Origin of the sequence: Streptomyces albus subsp. albus, assembly GCF_000725885.1 — a bacterium.
GTDB classification, from domain to species: domain Bacteria; phylum Actinomycetota; class Actinomycetes; order Streptomycetales; family Streptomycetaceae; genus Streptomyces; species Streptomyces albus.
Genome location: NZ_JODR01000014.1, coordinates 22852 through 40103, shown reverse-complemented (window position 1 = coordinate 40103; position 17252 = coordinate 22852). Strand labels below are relative to the sequence as shown.

18 protein-coding genes are annotated in these 17252 nt (G+C 73.9%); 10 read left to right on the top strand and 8 right to left on the bottom strand.

Annotated features, from left to right (window positions below; genetic code table 11):
- Window positions 1-292: 292 nt before the first annotated feature.
- Entirely contained in the window at window positions 293-493 is a 201-nt protein-coding gene (locus tag IO40_RS0116580; protein WP_016471052.1) for a hypothetical protein, read from the bottom strand.
- A gap of 487 nt (window positions 494-980) precedes the next feature.
- Here IO40_RS0116580 and IO40_RS0116575 point away from each other — a divergent pair, with 487 nt between their 5' ends.
- On the top strand, window positions 981-1538 hold the full coding sequence (locus IO40_RS0116575) for a DUF2243 domain-containing protein (RefSeq protein WP_030405396.1): 558 nt from the start codon (window positions 981-983) through the stop codon (window positions 1536-1538).
- Window positions 1535-2371 (top strand): cytochrome c oxidase assembly protein, encoded by an 837-nt coding sequence (locus IO40_RS0116570; RefSeq protein ID WP_078616377.1) that lies wholly within the window; start codon window positions 1535-1537, stop codon window positions 2369-2371. Before IO40_RS0116575 ends, IO40_RS0116570 begins: the two co-directional genes overlap by 4 nt.
- Here the strand turns inward: IO40_RS0116570 and IO40_RS0116565 are convergent.
- Window positions 2359-2544, bottom strand: coding sequence for a DUF5133 domain-containing protein (locus tag IO40_RS0116565; protein WP_406926729.1), 186 nt, complete (start codon window positions 2542-2544; stop codon window positions 2359-2361). The genes IO40_RS0116570 and IO40_RS0116565 overlap by 13 nt on opposite strands.
- Window positions 2545-2893: 349 nt before the next feature.
- Here IO40_RS0116565 and IO40_RS33650 point away from each other — a divergent pair, with 349 nt between their 5' ends.
- The 3 genes from IO40_RS33650 (at window position 2894) to IO40_RS0116555 (ending at window position 5057) form a co-directional block, all read left to right on the top strand.
- Window positions 2894-3499 carry a VOC family protein gene (locus tag IO40_RS33650; protein ID WP_016471049.1) on the top strand — a complete coding sequence of 202 codons (606 nt, stop codon included), beginning with the start codon at window positions 2894-2896 and terminating at the stop codon, window positions 3497-3499.
- Between the two features lie 3 nt (window positions 3500-3502).
- Window positions 3503-3655, top strand: a complete 153-nt coding sequence (locus IO40_RS38830; protein ID WP_016471048.1) for a VOC family protein — start codon at window positions 3503-3505, stop codon at window positions 3653-3655.
- 361 nt (window positions 3656-4016) lie between these two features.
- Window positions 4017-5057: an SDR family oxidoreductase gene (locus tag IO40_RS0116555; RefSeq protein ID WP_031175661.1), complete on the top strand. Its 1041-nt coding sequence runs from the start codon at window positions 4017-4019 to the stop codon at window positions 5055-5057.
- A gap of 203 nt (window positions 5058-5260) precedes the next feature.
- Here the strand turns inward: IO40_RS0116555 and IO40_RS0116550 are convergent, their stop codons facing one another.
- Window positions 5261-5473, bottom strand: a complete 213-nt coding sequence (locus IO40_RS0116550) for a DUF2180 family protein (RefSeq protein ID WP_016471046.1) — start codon at window positions 5471-5473, stop codon at window positions 5261-5263.
- A 144-nt stretch (window positions 5474-5617) separates the two neighbouring features.
- Between IO40_RS0116550 and IO40_RS0116545 the strand changes: the two genes are divergently transcribed.
- Window positions 5618-6970 carry an amidohydrolase family protein gene (locus tag IO40_RS0116545; RefSeq protein WP_041969066.1) on the top strand — a complete coding sequence of 451 codons (1353 nt, stop codon included), beginning with the start codon at window positions 5618-5620 and terminating at the stop codon, window positions 6968-6970.
- 33 nt (window positions 6971-7003) lie between these two features.
- Here the strand turns inward: IO40_RS0116545 and IO40_RS0116540 are convergent, their stop codons facing one another.
- The 3 genes from IO40_RS0116540 to IO40_RS0116530 form a co-directional block, all read right to left on the bottom strand.
- Complete coding sequence (locus IO40_RS0116540) at window positions 7004-8260, bottom strand: alpha/beta hydrolase family protein (protein WP_030405391.1); 1257 nt, start codon at window positions 8258-8260, stop codon at window positions 7004-7006.
- A 92-nt stretch (window positions 8261-8352) separates the two neighbouring features.
- Window positions 8353-9336, bottom strand: coding sequence for an NAD(P)-dependent oxidoreductase (locus tag IO40_RS0116535; RefSeq protein WP_031175659.1), 984 nt, complete (start codon window positions 9334-9336; stop codon window positions 8353-8355).
- 98 nt (window positions 9337-9434) lie between these two features.
- On the bottom strand, window positions 9435-9623 hold the full coding sequence (locus IO40_RS0116530; protein WP_031029355.1) for a hypothetical protein: 189 nt from the start codon (window positions 9621-9623) through the stop codon (window positions 9435-9437).
- Window positions 9624-9843: 220 nt separating this feature from the next.
- On the opposite strand from IO40_RS0116530, the gene IO40_RS0116525 reads away from it, so the two are divergent.
- Complete coding sequence (locus tag IO40_RS0116525; protein ID WP_016471041.1) at window positions 9844-10518, top strand: AIM24 family protein; 675 nt, start codon at window positions 9844-9846, stop codon at window positions 10516-10518.
- A gap of 280 nt (window positions 10519-10798) precedes the next feature.
- On the opposite strand, the gene IO40_RS0116520 is transcribed toward IO40_RS0116525, so the two are convergent.
- Both IO40_RS0116520 and IO40_RS0116515 read right to left on the bottom strand, forming a co-directional pair.
- Window positions 10799-12013 (bottom strand): NAD(P)/FAD-dependent oxidoreductase, encoded by a 1215-nt coding sequence (locus IO40_RS0116520; protein WP_031175658.1) that lies wholly within the window; start codon window positions 12011-12013, stop codon window positions 10799-10801.
- On the bottom strand, window positions 12010-12363 hold the full coding sequence (locus IO40_RS0116515; RefSeq protein WP_016471039.1) for a bifunctional 3-phenylpropionate/cinnamic acid dioxygenase ferredoxin subunit: 354 nt from the start codon (window positions 12361-12363) through the stop codon (window positions 12010-12012). The genes IO40_RS0116520 and IO40_RS0116515 overlap by 4 nt, the downstream gene beginning before the upstream one ends.
- 265 nt (window positions 12364-12628) lie before the next feature.
- Here IO40_RS0116515 and IO40_RS0116510 point away from each other — a divergent pair, with 265 nt between their 5' ends.
- The 3 genes from IO40_RS0116510 (at window position 12629) to IO40_RS0116500 (ending at window position 17235) form a co-directional block, all read left to right on the top strand.
- Window positions 12629-13432, top strand: a complete 804-nt coding sequence (locus IO40_RS0116510; protein WP_016471038.1) for an IclR family transcriptional regulator — start codon at window positions 12629-12631, stop codon at window positions 13430-13432.
- A gap of 225 nt (window positions 13433-13657) precedes the next feature.
- Window positions 13658-14749: an S-(hydroxymethyl)mycothiol dehydrogenase gene (locus tag IO40_RS0116505; RefSeq protein WP_016471037.1), complete on the top strand. Its 1092-nt coding sequence runs from the start codon at window positions 13658-13660 to the stop codon at window positions 14747-14749.
- Window positions 14746-17235: a GcvT family protein gene (locus IO40_RS0116500; RefSeq protein WP_078659826.1), complete on the top strand. Its 2490-nt coding sequence runs from the start codon at window positions 14746-14748 to the stop codon at window positions 17233-17235. The genes IO40_RS0116505 and IO40_RS0116500 overlap by 4 nt, the downstream gene beginning before the upstream one ends.
- The last annotated feature ends 17 nt before the right edge of the window (window positions 17236-17252 follow it).

Below are 17252 nucleotides of genomic sequence, written 5' to 3'. Positions count from 1 at the left end.
GCGCAGTGCGACCGGCGGCCCCGACGCAGCAGGACAGTGCCCGACCGCGGGACCGGCGGCCGACACCGCGGAGCCGGGCACCCGTCAACGCTGGACCAGCGACCGGCGCCGGGGGACCGATGCCCCCGCGCGCTGGGACGCTGCCCGGCACCGCGAGACCGGCGGCCCCGGCGCAGTGCGACGGTGCCGGTCCGCCCCGTCCGGCGCCCGGCAGCGTGGGACTGGCCGGCGCCCAACATGACAAGCGCGGCCGGGGTGGTGCACCACCCCGGCCGCTGCCGCTGCCAGACGCCTATTCGGTTCCCGGGCGTTCGCTCTTGGGACCCCGGCCCCGTTCCGAGCGCGGACCGGTGGGACGCCATTCCGGGTCGCGCTCCAGGTCGCGCTTGGCCTGCTCGTTCGCCTCCTGCGCGTCCGCCGCGCCGCTGCGCTCCAGATCCTTGCGGCGTCGGGCGCGGTGCTTGTCGTAGCTCTTGCTGCCGGGCTCCGGCACTGCGCTCACCTCGCTCGCGGGCTTCGTCGGCCGTTGCGGGACCGGCCGCCTCCGGCTGCCGTCCCGTGCTCGCTCGCGTGCCGTGGTTCCCAGCGGGACACGGGGAAAACACTCCGCCGGTCGGCGGAAAACCCCGCCCCGCGCGGGACTGGCCGGGCCGGAAGCGGGATACCCGAGGCGACCGGCGCGGCGGGGCCGCAGGTCCCGCCGCGTGACATGGACGCGGCGGCCCCGTACGAGGGGGCCGCGCACCCGGATGTTGCGGACCGGATGTTGCGGACCCGAACCGGCGGAACCGGAGCACCGGCCGGAGCGGGACACGCGGCCGGGCCCGGAGCACACCGCGAGCCCGGCCGGGTCCCAGTGGTCCGCTCCGGGCCAGGGCCTCCGGCCGGAGGTCGCCGGACCGGCCGGAGGTCTCCAGTCCGGCCGGGGCGTGGCCCCGTACGGGGCGGGAGTGCGAGCGAGCGAGGGAACGGAGCGGAGAATGGCCACGACGGGCGAGGCCGGGGCCGGGACGGAGGCACCCGCGAGCCTGCGGCTGCCGGGGATCGTGCTGGGGGTGGGGCTCGGCGGGTTCGTCGACGGCATCCTGCTGCACCAGATCCTCCAGTGGCACCACATGCTGACCAGCACCAACGACGACCGCATCGGGGTGAAGTACTACTCCCCCCACACCGTCTCCGGACTGGAGATGAACACCGTGTGGGACGGCATCTTCCACGCCGTGTGCTGGCTTGCCGTCCTGCTGGGGCTGGCCGTCCTTTACGCGCGGGTCACCACCGGGCGCCGCAGGGTGTGGGGCTCGCGGGTGCTGTGGGGCTGGATCATCGCGGGCTGGGGCGTCTTCAACCTGGTGGAGGGGCTGCTGGACCACCAGATCCTCGGCATCCACCACGTGCACGGCGGCCCCTACCAACTGTGGTGGGACATCGGCTTCCTGGTGCTGGGCGCGCTGCTGCTGGCCGGCGGTTGTCTCCTCCAGCGCGGCGGACGTCCGGTCGGCGGCGGGGCGGGTACGGCACGGGCCGGGCGGCCGGTATGAGGGCCGCTCATCCACCGGGAGGCCCCGCCCCGGGCCATGGACACGGGGACGTGGACGGTCCGTTGGCGCCGGTGCTGACGCTGCTGCCCGTGCTGGCCGCCGTCCTGCCCGCGGCCGGCTACCTGCTGCTGGTCCGCCGTGCGCGCCGCGGCGGGCGGGGGCCGGGCTGGAGCAGCCCGCGCACGGCGGCCTTCCTGACGGGCTGCGCACTGCTCGCCGTGGCCCTGCTGCCGCCGCTGGCGCCGTGGGCGCACCACGACTTCCGGGGGCACATGGCCCAGCACCTGCTGATCGGGATGTACGCGCCGCTGGGGCTGGTGCTGGGCGCACCGGTCACGCTGCTGCTTCGTACGCTGCCCGCCGTCCGCGCGCGGCGGCTCACCGCCGTACTGCGGTCACGTCCGCTGAGGGTGCTCGCGCATCCCGCCTCGGCGCTGCTGCTGAACACCGGTTCGCTGGTGGTGCTCTACTGCACGCCCCTGTACGGCGCGGCCACCGCGCACCCGCTGGGGCACTGGCTGCTGCACCTGCACTTCCTGGCGTCCGGCTGTCTGTTCGCCTGGGTGATCGCCGGCCCCGACCCGGCGCCCGCGCGGCCCGGCGTACCGGCCCGGCTGGTGCTGCTGGGCGTGGCGATCGCGGTGCACGCCGTGCTCTCGCAGGCAATGTACGGGGGCTTCGGCGTGGACATCCCGGCCCCGGTCCCGCAGGTGCGGGGCGGGGCCGAGCTGATGTACTACGGCGGCGACATCGCCGAACTGCTGCTGGCCGCGGCCCTGGTGGCCACGTGGCGCCCCGCCCGCACGCGGGGCCGACGGGTTCAGGCGGCCTGAGACCCTGCGACGTGCGCTTGTGCCGCGCGCAGTGCGTCGCGGATGTCGCGGGTGGCGGTGGAGACGCACAGCGTGTACGAGACATCGTCCAGCTCCCGGCCGCGGCCGGGGCGGGAGCGGAGTGCCTCGTAGCGCGTGAGCAGCTCTCGCAGGGTTTCGGGGTGGGCCATCATGAGGGGCTCCTCGGGGGCGCGCGGCACGTTCGCCGGCGCGCGGACGGTGTCGGGGGGCGGCGTTCCGGATGTCCGGGCATGCGGGCGTGCCGCTCGCAGTGCCGGGCTCGGACGCCGGCGCCGGCTCCGCACGGTGCGGGGACACCACGGCGCGGGCCGGGGCCCCGTCGTGGAACCGGCGCATCCCGCCCGGTACCCGACAGCAGACCCGCAAACCGAACAAAAACCTACATTCCTCTCCTCGTTTCCTCTCCGCAGGCGGCGGGCACCACGGCACACGGGAAACGAAGGCAGAACCCGGACACAAGACCGGACGAGAGAGGAACAGCAGGAGGCTTGAGGTGACGTGATGGATTCCGTACCCGGGGTGCCATGCTGGGTCAGCCTCACCGTCCGCGACCGGCAGGCCACCGAGGAGTTCTACAGCGCCGTACTGGGCTGGACCTTCACGGACAGCCCCCTCGGCTCCGGATTCCGCACGGCCACCAGGGAAGGCAAACCGGTCGCAGGCTTCAACGAAGCCGCCGTCTCCTGGCAACTGCCCGTCCGCTGGACCGTGTTCTTCTCCACGCCCGACGCGGACCTGGCGTGCGACCGCGTCCACGAGAGGGGCGCCACCGTCGCCGTCGGACCGCTGCGCGTGGGCGAGGGCCGCGCCGCCATGGTGGCCGACCCGCAGGGAGCACCGTTCGGCCTGTGGCAGGGCGAGTTGCCGCGCGGCTGGGAGGTGGGCGCCGGACACGCACCCGCCTGGCTGGAGCTGCACACCAGCGACGCCTTCGCGGCGGCACTCTTCTACGGCGAAGTGCTCGACTGGACGAAGAACCCCAGTCATGGGGTCAGTTACGAGGAACAGCACGACGAGGTGCACATCCTGGTGGACGGAGAGACCGTCGCCGGGCTGCGTGGCGGCGGCATCGAGGCCGCGCCCGACCCCCGGCGGCGCACCCGGTAGGACGTGTACTTCCGCGCGCACGACATCGACGCGGCGCTGGCCGCCGTCGAGCGGACGGGCGGCTCGGTGCTCTCGCCCGTCCAGCAGGCGCCGCACGGTCGTTACGCGACCGTACGCGACCCGGACGGCGGGCTGTTCTCCCTGCTGGGCCCCTGACACCCCCGACGACGGTCCCCGACAACGACAGGCCGCCCCCGGCAACCGGACGTGTCCGGCTGCCGGGGGTGACCCCTGAGAGGGCGCGGGGCGGCTGCCCGCACCAGGTGATCCCAGGCGCCGAACCGGGTACCCGGCGGGTCCGGCGCCCGCCACGGTGCACACCGGCCACACACCGGCCACGGCGCGCTTACCGGCCGCACAGGACACACAGGCCGCACAGGACACACAGGCCACGCAGGCCGCAGAGGACACGGGCCGCAAGGCGGGGCGCGGTCCCCAGGCCGGCCGGCGCCCCTCGGCCCGGGCCCGGCCGCCCCGGGCGCCGGCCGAAGACCCGAACGAGACAGCGGAGGTGCCGATGAGCCGGCAGCAGGGAGCACGCGCGGGCACGGACGGCCAGGTGGTCGTGGTCACCGGCGCCAGCGGAGGCGTCGGCAGGGCGACGGCCCGCGCGTTCGGCGCGCGCGGCGCCCGTGTCGCGCTTCTGGCCCGGGGTGAGGAAGGACTGGCGGGCGCCGCCGACGACGTACGGGAGGCGGGCGGCACCGCCCTGCCGCTGGCCGTCGACGTCAGCGACCACGACGCCGTCGAGGCCGCAGCCGACCGGATCGAGCAGGAGCTGGGCCCGATCGCCGTGTGGGTGAACGTGGCCTTCTCCACCGTGTTCGCCCCCGTACGCGAGGTGAGCGCGGAGGAGTTCCGCCGGGCCACCGAGGTGACCTACCTCGGCTTCGTGCACGGCACCCTCGCCGCGCTCCACCGCATGGAGCCCCGGGGCGGCGGGACCATCGTCCAGGTCGGCTCCGCACTCGCCTACCGGGGCGTCCCGTTGCAGGCCGCGTACTGCGCGGCCAAGCACGCCATCCAGGGCTTCCACGAGTCGCTGCGCTGCGAACTGCTCCACGACAAGAGCGGCGTGCGGGTGACGATGGTGCAGTTGCCGGGGCTCAACACCCCGCAGTTCACCTGGGTCAAGTCGCGGCTGCCGCACAGCCCCCGTCCGGTGGCGCCCGTCTACCAGCCGGAGGTCGCGGCCCGCGGCATCCTGTACGCCGCCGACCACCCCGGCCGGCGCGAGTACTGGGTGGGCGGCTCCACCGTCGGGACCCTGCTGGGCGACAAGTTCGCGCCGGGCCTGCTCGACCGCTATCTGGCCAGGACCGGCTTCAAGAGGCAGCAGACGGGCCGGGACCGCTCCCCCTCCCAGCCCGACAATCTGTGGAAGCCCGCCGACGAGCACCACGACTACGGGGCGCACGGCGCGTTCGACGACGAGTCCTCACCGCGCAGTCACCAGCTGTGGGCCTCCCACCACCACGGGCTGCTCGCCGCGCTCGGCGCGACGGCGGCCGTCGCCGGGGCGGCGGCGGTCGGCCGGGCCCTGCGACGCTCCGCCTGACGGCACGGCCGGGGCACCGGGCGGCGGCCGTGAGCGGCCGGGACCGGCCGTGAACGGAAGGCCCGGCCGCCGGCCCGGTGCCGTCACCGTCAGAGACCGCCCGGTCCGCCGTCAGCGGCCGTCCGGTCCGTCAGAGACCGTCCCGTTGTCACAGACCGTCCGACCGTCAGAGACCGTCCCATTGTCACAGACCGTCCGGTCCGTCAGCGGCCGTCCGGGTGCAGCGACTCGTGACAGACGAGGCAGGTCATGCGGCGTGCGTCGTGCGCCGACCACACCCGGCCCGTCGCACTGGAGCGCCGCACGGGCTCCGGGTCCCTGTGCAGATGCCGCGGGCAGGCGCCCGCGCCGCACTCCACGCACACCGCGACGGCGACGCTCTCGACGCCCTCCTCGTAGCAGTCGTAACAGTGCATGCGACCGCTCCTTCTCCTCGTCGGGTACCGGCGGGCCGGGCCGTACCGTCCGCGAGTTCCCCGCCTGCCACCGGACACGCATGGGGCGACGGCCACCGGCGCACCCGGCAGGCGACGGTGCCCGCACGCAAGGAGGAACCCGCAGTGAACGACACACTGATCCGTGACGCCGAACTGCTCGTCACCATGGACGGGGACGAGATCCCGGGCGGCTGGGTCGCCCTGCGGGACGGCACGGTCACCGGCACCGGCCGCCCCGGCACCGAACCGCGGGCGGCCCGCACCCTTTCTGCACGCGGTGCGCTGGTGACCCCTGGGCTGATCAACACCCACCACCACATCTTCCAGAACCTGACCCGCGCCTACGCCCCCGCCACCCGCTACGAGCTGTTCGACTGGCTGGGGACCCTCTATCCCCTGTGGGCCGGGCTGGACGAGGAAGCGGTGGAGGTCTCCACCTGGGTCGGACTCGCGGAACTCGCCCTGGGCGGCTGCACCACCACCGCCGACATGCTCCACTCCCATCCGCGGCCCCGGCTGACCGACGCCCAGATCCGCGCAGCCCGCCAGGTCGGGCTGCGCTTCCACGCGTGCCGCGGCGCCCTCGACCTGTCCGAACGGGACGGCGGGCCCGCCCCCGAGGAGATCACGCAGAGCACCGACGACATCCTCGCCGACTGCGAACGTCTGGTGAGCACCTACCACGACCCGTCGCCGGGCTCCATGGTCCGCATCGCCCTCGCCCCCGCCACCCAGGCCGCCGTCAGCGAACGGCTGATGGCCGAGACGGCACGGCTCGCCGAACGTCTCGACGTACGCCTGCACACGCACCTGGCCGAGTCCCTCGACGAGGTGACCTACTGCCGCGAGACGTTCGGACGCCGCCCGGTGGACCAGTTCGAGCACGTCGGCTGGGCCGGCGACCGCGCCTGGGTCGCGCACTTCGTCTTCTCCGAACCCGGCGAACGCGCCCGGCTGGGCCGCTGGGGCACCGCCGTCGCCCACTGCCCGGGCTCGACGATGATGCTGGGCGCGGGTGCGGCGAGCCTGCCCGCCCTGCGCGAGGCGGGCGTCACCGTTGGCCTGGGCTGCGACGGTTCGGCCTCCACGGACCACGCCTCGCTGTGGCTGGAGGCCCGCACCGCACTGGCCGCGGCCCGCGAGCGCGGCGGCGCCGCCTCCACCACGGCCCGCGACGTCCTGCGCGCCGCCACCGTGGACGCCGCCGCCTGCCTGGGCCGCGAGGACGGCCTGGGACGCCTCACCCCCGGCGCCCCCGCCGATGTGACGGTCTGGGAGCTGGACGAGTTCGCCTTCGCCGGCGCCCACACCGACCTGGTCGAAGCCTGGCTCCGCTGCGGCCCCGTCCGCCCCCGCCACACGATCGTCCAGGGCCGCCCCGTCGTCGAGAACGGCACCCTCACCCTCCCCCACACCCACGACATGCTCAACGCCCACGCCCGCATCTCCCGCCGCATCCAGCGGCTGTCGGACTGACCGGCGCCCGGCGCCGGCGGACGCAGGTGGCGGTCACGGTCGGTGGAAGGTGACTTCCGGGTTGGTGGGGGTCGGGGCGTCGAGGAGGGGGCGGGGGAGGGTGCGCAGGTGGTGGTCGAAGAAGGCGGTGACGTAGCCGGTGGTGATGCGGCGGCTGCGCTCGCCGGAGAGGGGGGCCGTGGGGTCGGTGACCCCCAGCCGGGCGCCGAGGACGGGCAGGTCGGTGAAGGAGAGGTGGCCGGTGCCGGTCACGGTGAGCCAGCGTTTCCAGCCGCGTTGGCGGTGCCACTGGCGCAGCCAGGTGGTGTCCTCGGCCCGCGGGGTGTGGCCGTCCTCGGTGCCGAGCAGCAGGAGGGGGCGGCCGGTGCCCGCGCGGGGCACGGGGGCGAAGAAGGTGCCGTCCAGGTCGGCGGCGGCCCGGATACGGCGGTCCGTGCCGGCGGCCACGGCTGCCGCGTTGCCGCCGAGGGAGTGGCCGGCGGCGCCGATGCGGCGGGTGTCGATGAGCGGGGCGTAGTCGCGGGGCCGCGGGCCGGTGGCGTGCGGGGTGCCGCCCGTCAGTTCGTCGACGACGAAGGAGATGTCGGCGGCCCTGTTGCGGGCCGCGCGGGCGAGCACCTTCTTCTCCCCGGCGTCGTCCGGCGCCTGTTCCACCCGGTCACAGGCCGCGCAGGTGAGGGTGCGGGTGCCGGAGCCGGAGCGGCGGGGGAAGTCGGTGCCGAACGACTCGTGGGCGTGGTCGAGGAGGGCGACGACGTAGCCGTGCGAGGCGAGTTCCTCGGCGAGGACGCTGAGGGTGGCCCGGTGCAGGGTGAAGCCCGGTGACAGGACGACGAGCGGGTGGCGGCCCGGTGCGGGGCGGGCCCCGGTGCGGGCGTTGGTGCGGAAGGCGGCGACCTGCCGGGCCGTGACGAGCTTCGTCAGTTTCTGGCCCTCGACCAGCAGTTCGGCCTCGCGCGGCGAGAGGTACGCGGCCCGCTCGCCGTCGGCGCCGTGGCCGCGCCCGGCCGGGTAGAGGAGGGAGACGAGCACTTCACGGGCGCCGGCCGACGGCACCCAGGGGTCGCGGCGTGACGGGTCCACCAGGTGGAGGGTGTCCCGGCCGGTGGGGTGGGGGCCGGTCGGGCGGGGCAGGGTGTACCTCTCCTGCCCCGCCGGTGTCGCGGCGGTGTCCCGGGCCCGGGCCGCCGCGGGTGCCCCGTCCCCGGGGGCGCAGCCGGTGGCGGCGGGTGCGAGCAGGCATGCGGTGAGAAGGGCGGCGGCGACCGCCCTGCGCTGTGCGGTGAACATGGCCGGGAGCGTAGGAGGGGCGCTGGGGGCGGCGGCACTGTCCCAGGGGCGGGGGCGGGGCTGACTTTCGTCGTGTCCTCCGGCCGCGGATGTCAGTAGCCCGCGGAGACCCGCACGGTCAGTTCGGGCAGGTCGCCGCCGCGGAGCGTGTGCCATGCGCCGCGGAAGTCGGCGGTGATGTCGGCGTCGGTGGTGGGCCCTGCCGAGTGGGAGGTGAGGGTGGTGCGCGGCAGGTCCCAGGCGGCGTCGTCGGAGGGTGCGGGTTCGGTGGGCAGCACGTCGAGGACGGCGCGGCGTACCCGGCCGGTGCGCAGTGCCCGGGCGAGGTCGTCGGTGCGGACGGTCTCGCCGCGGCCGACGTTGAAGAACGTGGCACCGTCGCAGGCGGCGAACAGTCCCGCGCCGAACAGTCCGGCCGTCTCGGGGGTGAGGGGCAGGGTGTTGACGACCCAGCGGGCTCGGGAGAGCGCCTCGGCCAGTTCCGGTGCCGGGACACCGCTGCCGCCCGTCTCGCCGGGGTCACCGAGGGGGACGACGCGGTCGAGCCCCGGGGCGGTGCGGGCGCCGTGCGCGACGCCGACCGTGTGAATGCCGCAGCTGCCCAGCGCGCTGCCGACGGCGGAGCCGATGCGGCCGGCGCCGAAGACGACGGCGAGGGTGCCGTCGGCCAGTTCGGTGGGCAGCCGGTGCCAGGTGCGGGTCTCGTGCTGGTGCAGGAAGCCGGGCACGTTCTGGAGTTCGGCCAGTGCCCAGGCGAGGACGTACTGTCCGATCCGCTCCCCCATCCGGCCGACGGTGCGGGTCAGCAGGACTTCGCGGGGCCAGGGGGTGCGGGCGGCCAGGAGTGCGTCGACGCCGGCGTTGGTGCTGTGCACCCACAGCAGCCGTTCCCGGCCGGCCGGCTCGGGGAAGCCGGGGCCGATGTGGACGCGGGGGCCCGGGCCGGTGCCCAGCGGGCGTCCGATGATCTCCTCGATCTCCTGGTGGACGTGCGGGGGCAGGCCGGGATCGACGGTGACGACGGCACCGTCGAGTTCCTGTCCGATGCGCAGGGGGTCGGCGCCGGCGCTGGTCATGGGTTCCTCATTCCGTGCTGGTGGTGCTCATCCGGTGTGCGGTCGGGGTGGGCGGCGCCGCCGTCCCGGGCCGTCGTCCCGGTCGGTGCCGCCCGGGGTCAGGCGTCGGTGATGCGCCAGTTGCCCACCTCACGGTAGTGCGAGTCGAGGACGGCGGAGCCGTCACCGGGCACCAGCGCGTAGTGGTGAAGGTTGCCGCCCCAGTAGCGCAGGGCCCGTCCGAGTTCCGCGGCGGCCTCGCCGTCGCCGCGCATCTGGTCCATGTCGATTTCGAGTACGAATTTCACAGCCGGCCTCCTCGGGTGTGCGGGGGCTGTACCGCCCCTCGGTACCTTCCATCGTTTCATTGAACTGCTTTTTGGGACTTTTCCGAGGACGGTGGCCGGGATGTGCGGGGGTGCCTGTGCCGGAAGTCTCAAATGGTGCCGGGCGGCGCCGGTGTGCGTGCCGCGGTCCGGTACCCGCCGGGTGTTCCTGGATGCCCGGATTCCGGGGGAACATACAGCCATGCAAAGTGAGCTCTTCGCTTCGAAGAACATGGCGCAGCCGCCCACCGCCGCGGGGATGGAGCTGCAGAACGACAAGTGTGTGAAGTACACCGTCAACGGTGAGTGCCTCGCACGGCAGGGGTCGATGGTGGCGTTCCGGGGGAATCTCCGGTTCGAGAAGAAGGGGCAGGGGGTCGGCAACTTCCTCAAGCGTCAGGTGACGGGGGAAGGGCTGGCGCTGATGTCCGTGAGCGGACAGGGCGAGGCGTGGTTCGCGCACGAGGCGGAGAACTGCTTCATCGTGGAGATAGGCCCGGGTGACGCGTTGACGGTCAACGGGCGGAACGTGCTGTGTTTCGACGCCGGGCTGCACTACGACATCGGCGTCGTCAAGGGCGCGGGGATGGCCGGCGGGGGTCTGTTCAACAGTGTCTTCTCCGGGCAGGGCAAGCTCGCCGTCATCTGCGAGGGGTCGCCGATCGTGATCCCGGTCTCGACGCAGGCGCCGGTGTTCGTGGACACCGACGCGGTGGTCGGCTGGAGCGCCCAGTTGCAGACGTCGCTGCACCGGTCGCAGAGCTTCGGCTCGATGATCCGCGGCGGTTCGGGCGAGGCCGTGCAACTGCGGCTGGACGGTGAGGGCTTCGTCATCGTGCGGCCGAGCGAGAAGCAGCCGGCGTCCGCGAGCAACTGAGGGGCGGCGGCACCGGGTGGAGGTGCCGGCGCCCGCACCCCGCCGGGTGCCGGCGCGCTCACACCCGGCCCCCTCCACCCGGCGCCCGGCCCGGCGCCGCACACGCCCGCACCCGGGTGGAGCCGGCACCGGCACCCGACCGGGTGCCCGCGCCCTCACACCCGGCGCTCGCACCCGGTGCCCCGGCCCGGCACCACACCCGCCCGCACCCGGGTGGAGCCGCCCCCACCCGGCACCGGCACCCCATCCGGCACCGCGCTCTGGCATCCGGCGCCCGCACTCACACCGCGGCGAGGCCCCCGGCGCGGGCCAGCTCGCGGCGGGCCCGCAGGAAGGGGCGGGGCCGGTTCGCGGCCAGTACGGCGGTGGTGGTGCCCTCCCGTTCGTACACGGCGAGGAAGCTGCGGTCCTCGGGTGAGCCCTCCACGACGCGCACGGTGTCGCCGCTTCCGCGCCGCCCCGCGAGCTGGATGCGGATGCCGTACTGGTCGGACCAGAAGTACGGCAGACCGCTGTACGTCTCCACCGTGGTGCCGGCCAGCAGGTTGCGGGCGGCGACGGCGGCGGTCTCCATGGCGCTGGTCCAGTGTTCGGCGCGGTGTCCGGCGCTGCGGGCCACGTCGCCGACGGCCACCACGCCGGGCACGGCCGTCATGCCGCCCGCGTCGCAGACGACGCCGTCGTCCAGCGGGATGCCGGAGCCGGCCAGCCAGTCGGTCGCGGGGCGGACGCCGATGCCGACGACGACCACGTCGGCGGGCAGGAACCTGCCGTCGGACAGCTCGACCCACCCGATGCGCCGGCGGCCCTCCTGAGTGCCGGCGGCGGCGCACACGGGGGTGCCCCGGGGGCGCCGGGCGGGGTGCAGCGCGGTCACTCCGGTGCCGGTGAGCAGGGTGACGCCGTGGTCGGTGTGCAGATCGGCGCAGAAGGCGGCCATACGGGCGCCGAGTTGGGGCAGCAGCGGCTGTTCGGCCGCTTCGACGACGGTCACGTTGTGGCCGAGGGTGGCACAGGAGGAGGCGACCTCCGCGCCGATGAAGCCGGCGCCGATGACGACGACCCGCACCTGGCCGCGGCCGAGGTGTTCGCGCAGGGCGACCGCGTCGTCGAGGGTGCGCAGGGTGTGCACTCCGTCGAGGGGTTCGCCGGGCAGGGTGCGGGGGGCGGCGCCGGTGGCCAGGACGACGCCGTCGGCGGCCAGTGTGCGGCCGTTCGACAGCGTCACGGTGCGGGTGGGCGGGTCGAGTCCTTCGGCGCGGGTGCCCAGCAGCCAGTCGGCGTCGAGGCCGGCGATCTCCTCGGCGTCCGCGAGCCGGAGCCGCTCGGCGGTGAGCGCTCCGGTGAGGAATTCCTTGGAGAGGGGAGGGCGGTCGTAGGGGCGGTGGTGCTCCTCCCCCACGATCACCAGCCGGCCGTCGTAGCCGTGCTCGCGCAGGGCGAGGGCGGCGTGGAGCCCGGCGAGGGAAGCGCCGATCACGGCGATGGTCTTCATGCGGCGCTCCCTTGTCCGGCTGCGGCGGTGTGCGGCTGTGCGGCCTGTTCGGGCTCGACGTGTACCCACACGGTGCCGTCGAGCACGCTCACCCGGTGGGTGCGCACGGCCTTGCGAGCGGGGAGGCAGGTGGGACGGCCGGTGCGCAGGTCGAATGAAGCGGCATGCAGCGGGCATTCGACCAGACAGCCCTCGAGCCAGCCTTCCGACAGGGACGCGTCCTGGTGGGTGCAGGTGTCGTCGATGGCGTACAGCTCGCCGTCGGCGTTGAAGACGGCGATGGGAGGTTCGAGGTCGAGACGGACGGACTCGCCTGCGGGCAGGTCCTCAAGGCGGCAGACGGGGATCACGGTGATTCACCTCGCGAGCACGTTCGGGTGAGGAAGGTCGGCGGAGCCGGGCAGTGGAGCCGAGAAGATGCGGGGAGGCACTTCGCTACTATCCGAGTTCCGCATCGCGCACGATGGAGCGTGATGCGCAACAGAATCCAAGCGGGGAGGCTTCACGTCAAGCACTCACCGGCGTCCTTGGCCCGAACCGGGCCACCGACGGGCGCGCTCGCGCGTCCGGGCAAGCGGAACCACAACCAGGCCAGCAGGCGGTGACGTTGAGCAGATGAGCGAAAAGACGGAGGACACAGGGTCGGGACGGCAGTCCAACAGGGCAGCCGCGTCGGTGCAGTCGGTCGACCGCGCGGTGAGCGTGCTGGAGATCCTCGCCCGGCACGGCGACGCGGGAGTGACCGAAATCGCCGAGGAGTTGGGCGTCCACAAGTCCACTGCGTTCCGGCTGCTGGGCGTACTGGAGGCCAGAGGGCTGGTCTCCCAGGAGCAGGACCGCGGCAAGTACTACCTGGGCCCGGGGGTGCTGCGCCTGGCGGGCGCGGCGGCTTCCCGGCTGGACATCTCCCAGGAGGGCGCCCCGGTGTGCCGGGAGCTGGCGGAGGAGGTCGGCGAGACCGCGAACATCGCGGTGCTGGACGACGATGCCGCAGTCAACATCATGCAGGCGCGGGGGGCTTCCTCGGTCACCGCCCAGAACTGGCTGGGCAGACGGACTCCGCTGCATGCGACCTCCAGCGGCAAGGCGCTGCTGGCGCACCAGCCCAAGTCGGTGCAGGAGAGCGTGCTGTCGCGGAAGCTGCCGCGGCTGACGGAGCACACGGTGGTCTCGCCGGCCGAGTTGCGGTCGGATCTGAGAGCGGTGGTCAAGACGGGTTTCGCGGTGGCGCGGGACGAGCTGGAGATCGGGTTGCACGCGGTGGCGGCGCCGGTGCGGGCGCACGACGGCAAGGTCATCGGCGCGATCAGCGTGTCGGGACCCTCCTACCGGCTGGAGGAGGAACGGCTCCAGGAGGTCGCCAAGCGCACGATGGCGGCGGCGCAGGATCTCTCGCGCCGCATGGGTTACGCATACTGACGTCCGTCGACCGGCGTCACAATTTTCTGACGCTCCGTCAGTTCCGGCGGTGCCCCGACCTCCCATAACTGCGGGTCCGAGAAGCCTCGGGCCCGCAGTTCGCATTTCTGACACACCGTCACCAACCACTGATCCACATCTCTTGACGGCGGAGTGCGGCGTTCTCACTATGTCTCCCATAGCGCAACCAGTCGTGCACTACGCAACAACTTGCGAGGTCTGGGAATGCCACACGAGGTCCGCGCTGTCATCGCGATGAAGAAGGACGCCCCCGCCGAGGTGCAGACGGTCCTGGTACCGGATCCCGGCCCGGGGGAAGTCCTCGTCTCCGTCCAGGCATGCGGTGTCTGCCACACCGATCTGCACTACCGGGAAGGTTCCGCCGGCGACGCCGACGACTTCCCGTTCCTGCTCGGCCACGAGGCCGCGGGCATCGTCGAAGCGACGGGCCCCGGCGTCACCGATGTGCGCCCCGGCGACTTCGTCGTCCTCGCCTGGCGCGCACCGTGCGGAAGCTGCCGCTCCTGCCGCAAGGGGCGGCCCTGGTACTGCTTCGACTCGCGCAACGCCCGGCAGCGGATGACGCTGCTGGACGGCACCCCGCTCACCCCGGCCCTGGGCATCGGCGCGTTCGCCGACAAGACCCTGGTCGACGCCGGACAGGCGGTCAAGGTCGATCCCGCCGCGCGGCCCGAGGCCGCCGGACTGATCGGCTGCGGCGTCATGGCCGGCTGGGGCGCCGCCGTGCACACCGGCGGCGTCGGCCACGGCGACACCGTCGCCGTCATCGGCTGCGGCGGCGTGGGCAACGCCGCCATCGCCGCCTCCTCGCTCGCCGGGGCGCGGCGGGTGATCGCCATCGACGTGGACGACACCAAGCTCGACACCGCGACCCAGTTCGGCGCCACCCACAGCGTCAACTCGCGCGGCACCGACCCGGTGGCCGCCGTCCGCGAGCTGACCGGCGGCTTCGGCGCGGACGTCGTCATCGAGGCGGTCGGCCGGCCCGAGACGTACCTCCAGGGCTTCGCCATGCGCGATCTGGCGGGCGTCCTGGTGCAGGCGGGCGTGCCCTCCCCCGGGGTGACGATCGAGCTGCCGTTCCAGGAGCTGTTCTCGCGGGGCGGCGCCCTCAAGTCCTCCTGGTACGGGGACTGTCTGCCCAGCCGGGACTTCCCCGTCCTGATCGATCTCTATCTCAGCGGCAAGCTCGACCTGGGGGCGTTCGTCACCGAGACGATCGCCCTGGACGAGGTCGAGATCGCCTTCGAGCGCATGCTGCGGGGCAAGGTGCTGCGATCGGTGGTGGTCCTGTGAACGCGTCCGCGCCCCACGCCGCGCGCCGGCTGACCGAGCGTGTGGTGATCATCGGAGCCGGCATCGTCGGCTGCTCGCTCGCCGAGGAGCTGACCGCCCGCGGCTGGCGCCATGTCACGGTCCTGGAGCAGGGCCCGCTCCCCTCCCCCGGCGGCTCCACCTCGCACGCCCCGGGCCTGGTGTTCAGGACGAACACCTCCAGGACCCTGACCGCGTACGCGCGCTACACGGTGGAGAAGTTCAGCTCCCTGCACGTGGCGGGGCGCTCCTGCTTCCTGCCGGTCGGCGGGCTGGAGGTGGCCGCCACCCCGGCCCGCTGGCGGGACCTGCACCGCAAGGCGGGGCTGGCCGCCGCCTGGGGCGTGGAGGGCGAACTGGTGGGGCCCGCCCGGTGCGCTGAGCTGTTCCCGCTGCTGGACCCGGACACCGTGCTGGGCGGGTTCCACACCCCCGGCGACGGGCTGGCCCGCGCGGTGCTCGCCTGCCAGGCGCAGATCCGCGAGGCCGAGCGGCGCGGCGCCCGGTTCCTGGAGCGGCACACCGTCACCGGCATCGAACGCGCGGGCGGCCGGGTGAGCGGCGTCGTCACCGACCGGGGCACCTTCCCGGCCGACCACGTCGTGAGCGCGGCCGGTTTCTGGGGCCCGGTCATCGGCGCCATGGCGGGGGTGGACGTGCCGCTGCTGCCGCTCGCCCACCAGTACGCCAGGACGGCACCGCTGGCTCGGCTGGCCGGTGAGGGTGCCGAGGACGCCGAGGCGCGGCGGCCCCTCCTGCGCCACCAGGACCACGACCTCTACTACCGCGAACACCTGGACCCCGACGGCGGCCCCGGCCGCATCGGCATCGGCACCTACGCGCACCGGCCGCTGCCGGTGGACCCCTTCACGGTGCCCTCCTTCGACGAGGCACCCGTGATGCCGTCCTCGCTGCCCTTCACCGAGGACGATTTCGCACCGAGCTGGGCGGAGACCCGCCGGGTGCTGCCCGCGCTGGCCGGCTCCCGGGTGGAGGAGGGTTTCAACGGTGTCTTCTCCTTCACCCCGGACGGCATGCCGCTGCTGGGCGAGTCCCGTACGCTGCGCGGCTTCTGGCTGGCGGAGGCCGTGTGGGTCACCCACGCGGCGGGCGCCGCCCGGGCGGTCGCCGAGCTGATGACCGACGGCCGCGCCACCGTGGACCCGCACGAGTGCGACCCGCAACGTTTCGAAGGGGCCCAGCGCTCCCCCGCCTATGTCCGCGACCGCGGCGAGCGCAGCTTCGTCGAGGTGTACGACATCGTCCATCCGCTCCAGCCGTCCGGTGCGGCCCGCCCCCTGCGGACCAGCCCCTTCTATCCGCGCCAGCAGGAACTGGGCGCGTTCTTCCTGGAGTCCGGCGGCTGGGAGCGTCCGCACTGGTACGAGGCCAACGCGCCGCTGGTACCGGAACAGGCCGGCCCGCTGCCCGAACGTGACGCGTGGTCGGCGCGGTACTGGTCGCCCATCGCCGCCGCCGAAGCGCGGGCCACCCGCGAGCGGGTCGCCCTGTACGACATGACACCGCTGCGGCGGCTGGAGGTCACCGGGCCCGGCTCGCTGGACTTCCTCCAGCGGATGACCACCAACAATCTGAGGAAGAGGCCCGGTTCGGTCACCTACACCCTGCTGCTGGACGAGGCCGGCGGCATCCGCAGCGATCTGACGGCGGCCCGCCTCGGCCCCGACCGCTGGCAGCTGGGCGCCAACACGCCCGCCGACCTGGACTGGCTGGCGCGCCGTGCCCCGGAGGGCGTCCACATCCGCGACATCACCTCCGGCACCTGCTGCGTGGGGGTGTGGGGCCCGCTGGCCCGCGAACTGGTGCAGCCGCTGACCCGCGACGACTTCTCCCACGAGGGCTTCGGCTACTTCAAGGCCAAGGAGTGCTTCATCGGGCACGTCCCGGTCACCGCGCTGCGCGTCAGCTACGTCGGCGAACTGGGCTGGGAGCTGTACGCCGACGCCGATGTGGGGCTGCGGCTGTGGGACACCCTGTGGGAGGCCGGGGCGCACCTCGGTGTGGTCGCCGCCGGGCGCAGCGCCTTCAACAGTCTGCGGCTGGAGAAGGGGTACCGGGCCTGGGGCGCCGACATGACGACGGAGCACACCCCCGAGGAGGCGGGCCTGGCCTTCGCGGTCCGTCCGGCCAAGGGCGAGTTCGTCGGGCGGGACGCGCTGGCGGCACGGGGTGCGCCGCAGCGCCGGCTGGTGTGCCTGACCCTGGACGATCCCGCCGCGATGGTCATGGGCGGCGAACCCGTGCACGTGGACGGGACCGCCGCCGGATATGTGACCAGCGCCGGGTACGGCTACAGCGTGGGCCGCTGCGTGGCGTACGCGTGGGTGCCGGCGCGGGCCGCCGTGCCGGGGACGTCCGTGGCCGTCGAGTACTTCGGCGAGAAGGTCGCGGCGACGGTCGCCGAGGAGCCCCTGTTCGATCCCGAGATGGCCCGCATCCGCCGCTGAAGCGCGGCCCCGCCCCT

What these genes read in the sequence shown, in the direction of transcription:
- IO40_RS0116575 (WP_030405396.1), top strand. Translation starts at nt 981, where the DNA reads ATGGCCACGACGGGCGAGGCCGGGGCCGGGACGGAGGCACCCGCGAGC.
- IO40_RS0116570 (WP_078616377.1), top strand. Translation starts at nt 1,535, where the DNA reads ATGAGGGCCGCTCATCCACCGGGAGGCCCCGCCCCGGGCCATGGACAC.
- IO40_RS0116565 (WP_406926729.1), bottom strand. Translation starts at nt 2,544, where the DNA reads ATGATGGCCCACCCCGAAACCCTGCGAGAGCTGCTCACGCGCTACGAG.
- IO40_RS33650 (WP_016471049.1), top strand. Translation starts at nt 2,894, where the DNA reads ATGGATTCCGTACCCGGGGTGCCATGCTGGGTCAGCCTCACCGTCCGC.
- IO40_RS0116555 (WP_031175661.1), top strand. Translation starts at nt 4,017, where the DNA reads ATGAGCCGGCAGCAGGGAGCACGCGCGGGCACGGACGGCCAGGTGGTC.
- IO40_RS0116550 (WP_016471046.1), bottom strand. Translation starts at nt 5,473, where the DNA reads ATGCACTGTTACGACTGCTACGAGGAGGGCGTCGAGAGCGTCGCCGTC.
- IO40_RS0116540 (WP_030405391.1), bottom strand. Translation starts at nt 8,260, where the DNA reads ATGTTCACCGCACAGCGCAGGGCGGTCGCCGCCGCCCTTCTCACCGCA.
- IO40_RS0116535 (WP_031175659.1), bottom strand. Translation starts at nt 9,336, where the DNA reads ATGACCAGCGCCGGCGCCGACCCCCTGCGCATCGGACAGGAACTCGAC.
- IO40_RS0116525 (WP_016471041.1), top strand. Translation starts at nt 9,844, where the DNA reads ATGCAAAGTGAGCTCTTCGCTTCGAAGAACATGGCGCAGCCGCCCACC.
- IO40_RS0116520 (WP_031175658.1), bottom strand. Translation starts at nt 12,013, where the DNA reads ATGAAGACCATCGCCGTGATCGGCGCTTCCCTCGCCGGGCTCCACGCC.
- IO40_RS0116510 (WP_016471038.1), top strand. Translation starts at nt 12,629, where the DNA reads ATGAGCGAAAAGACGGAGGACACAGGGTCGGGACGGCAGTCCAACAGG.
- IO40_RS0116505 (WP_016471037.1), top strand. Translation starts at nt 13,658, where the DNA reads ATGCCACACGAGGTCCGCGCTGTCATCGCGATGAAGAAGGACGCCCCC.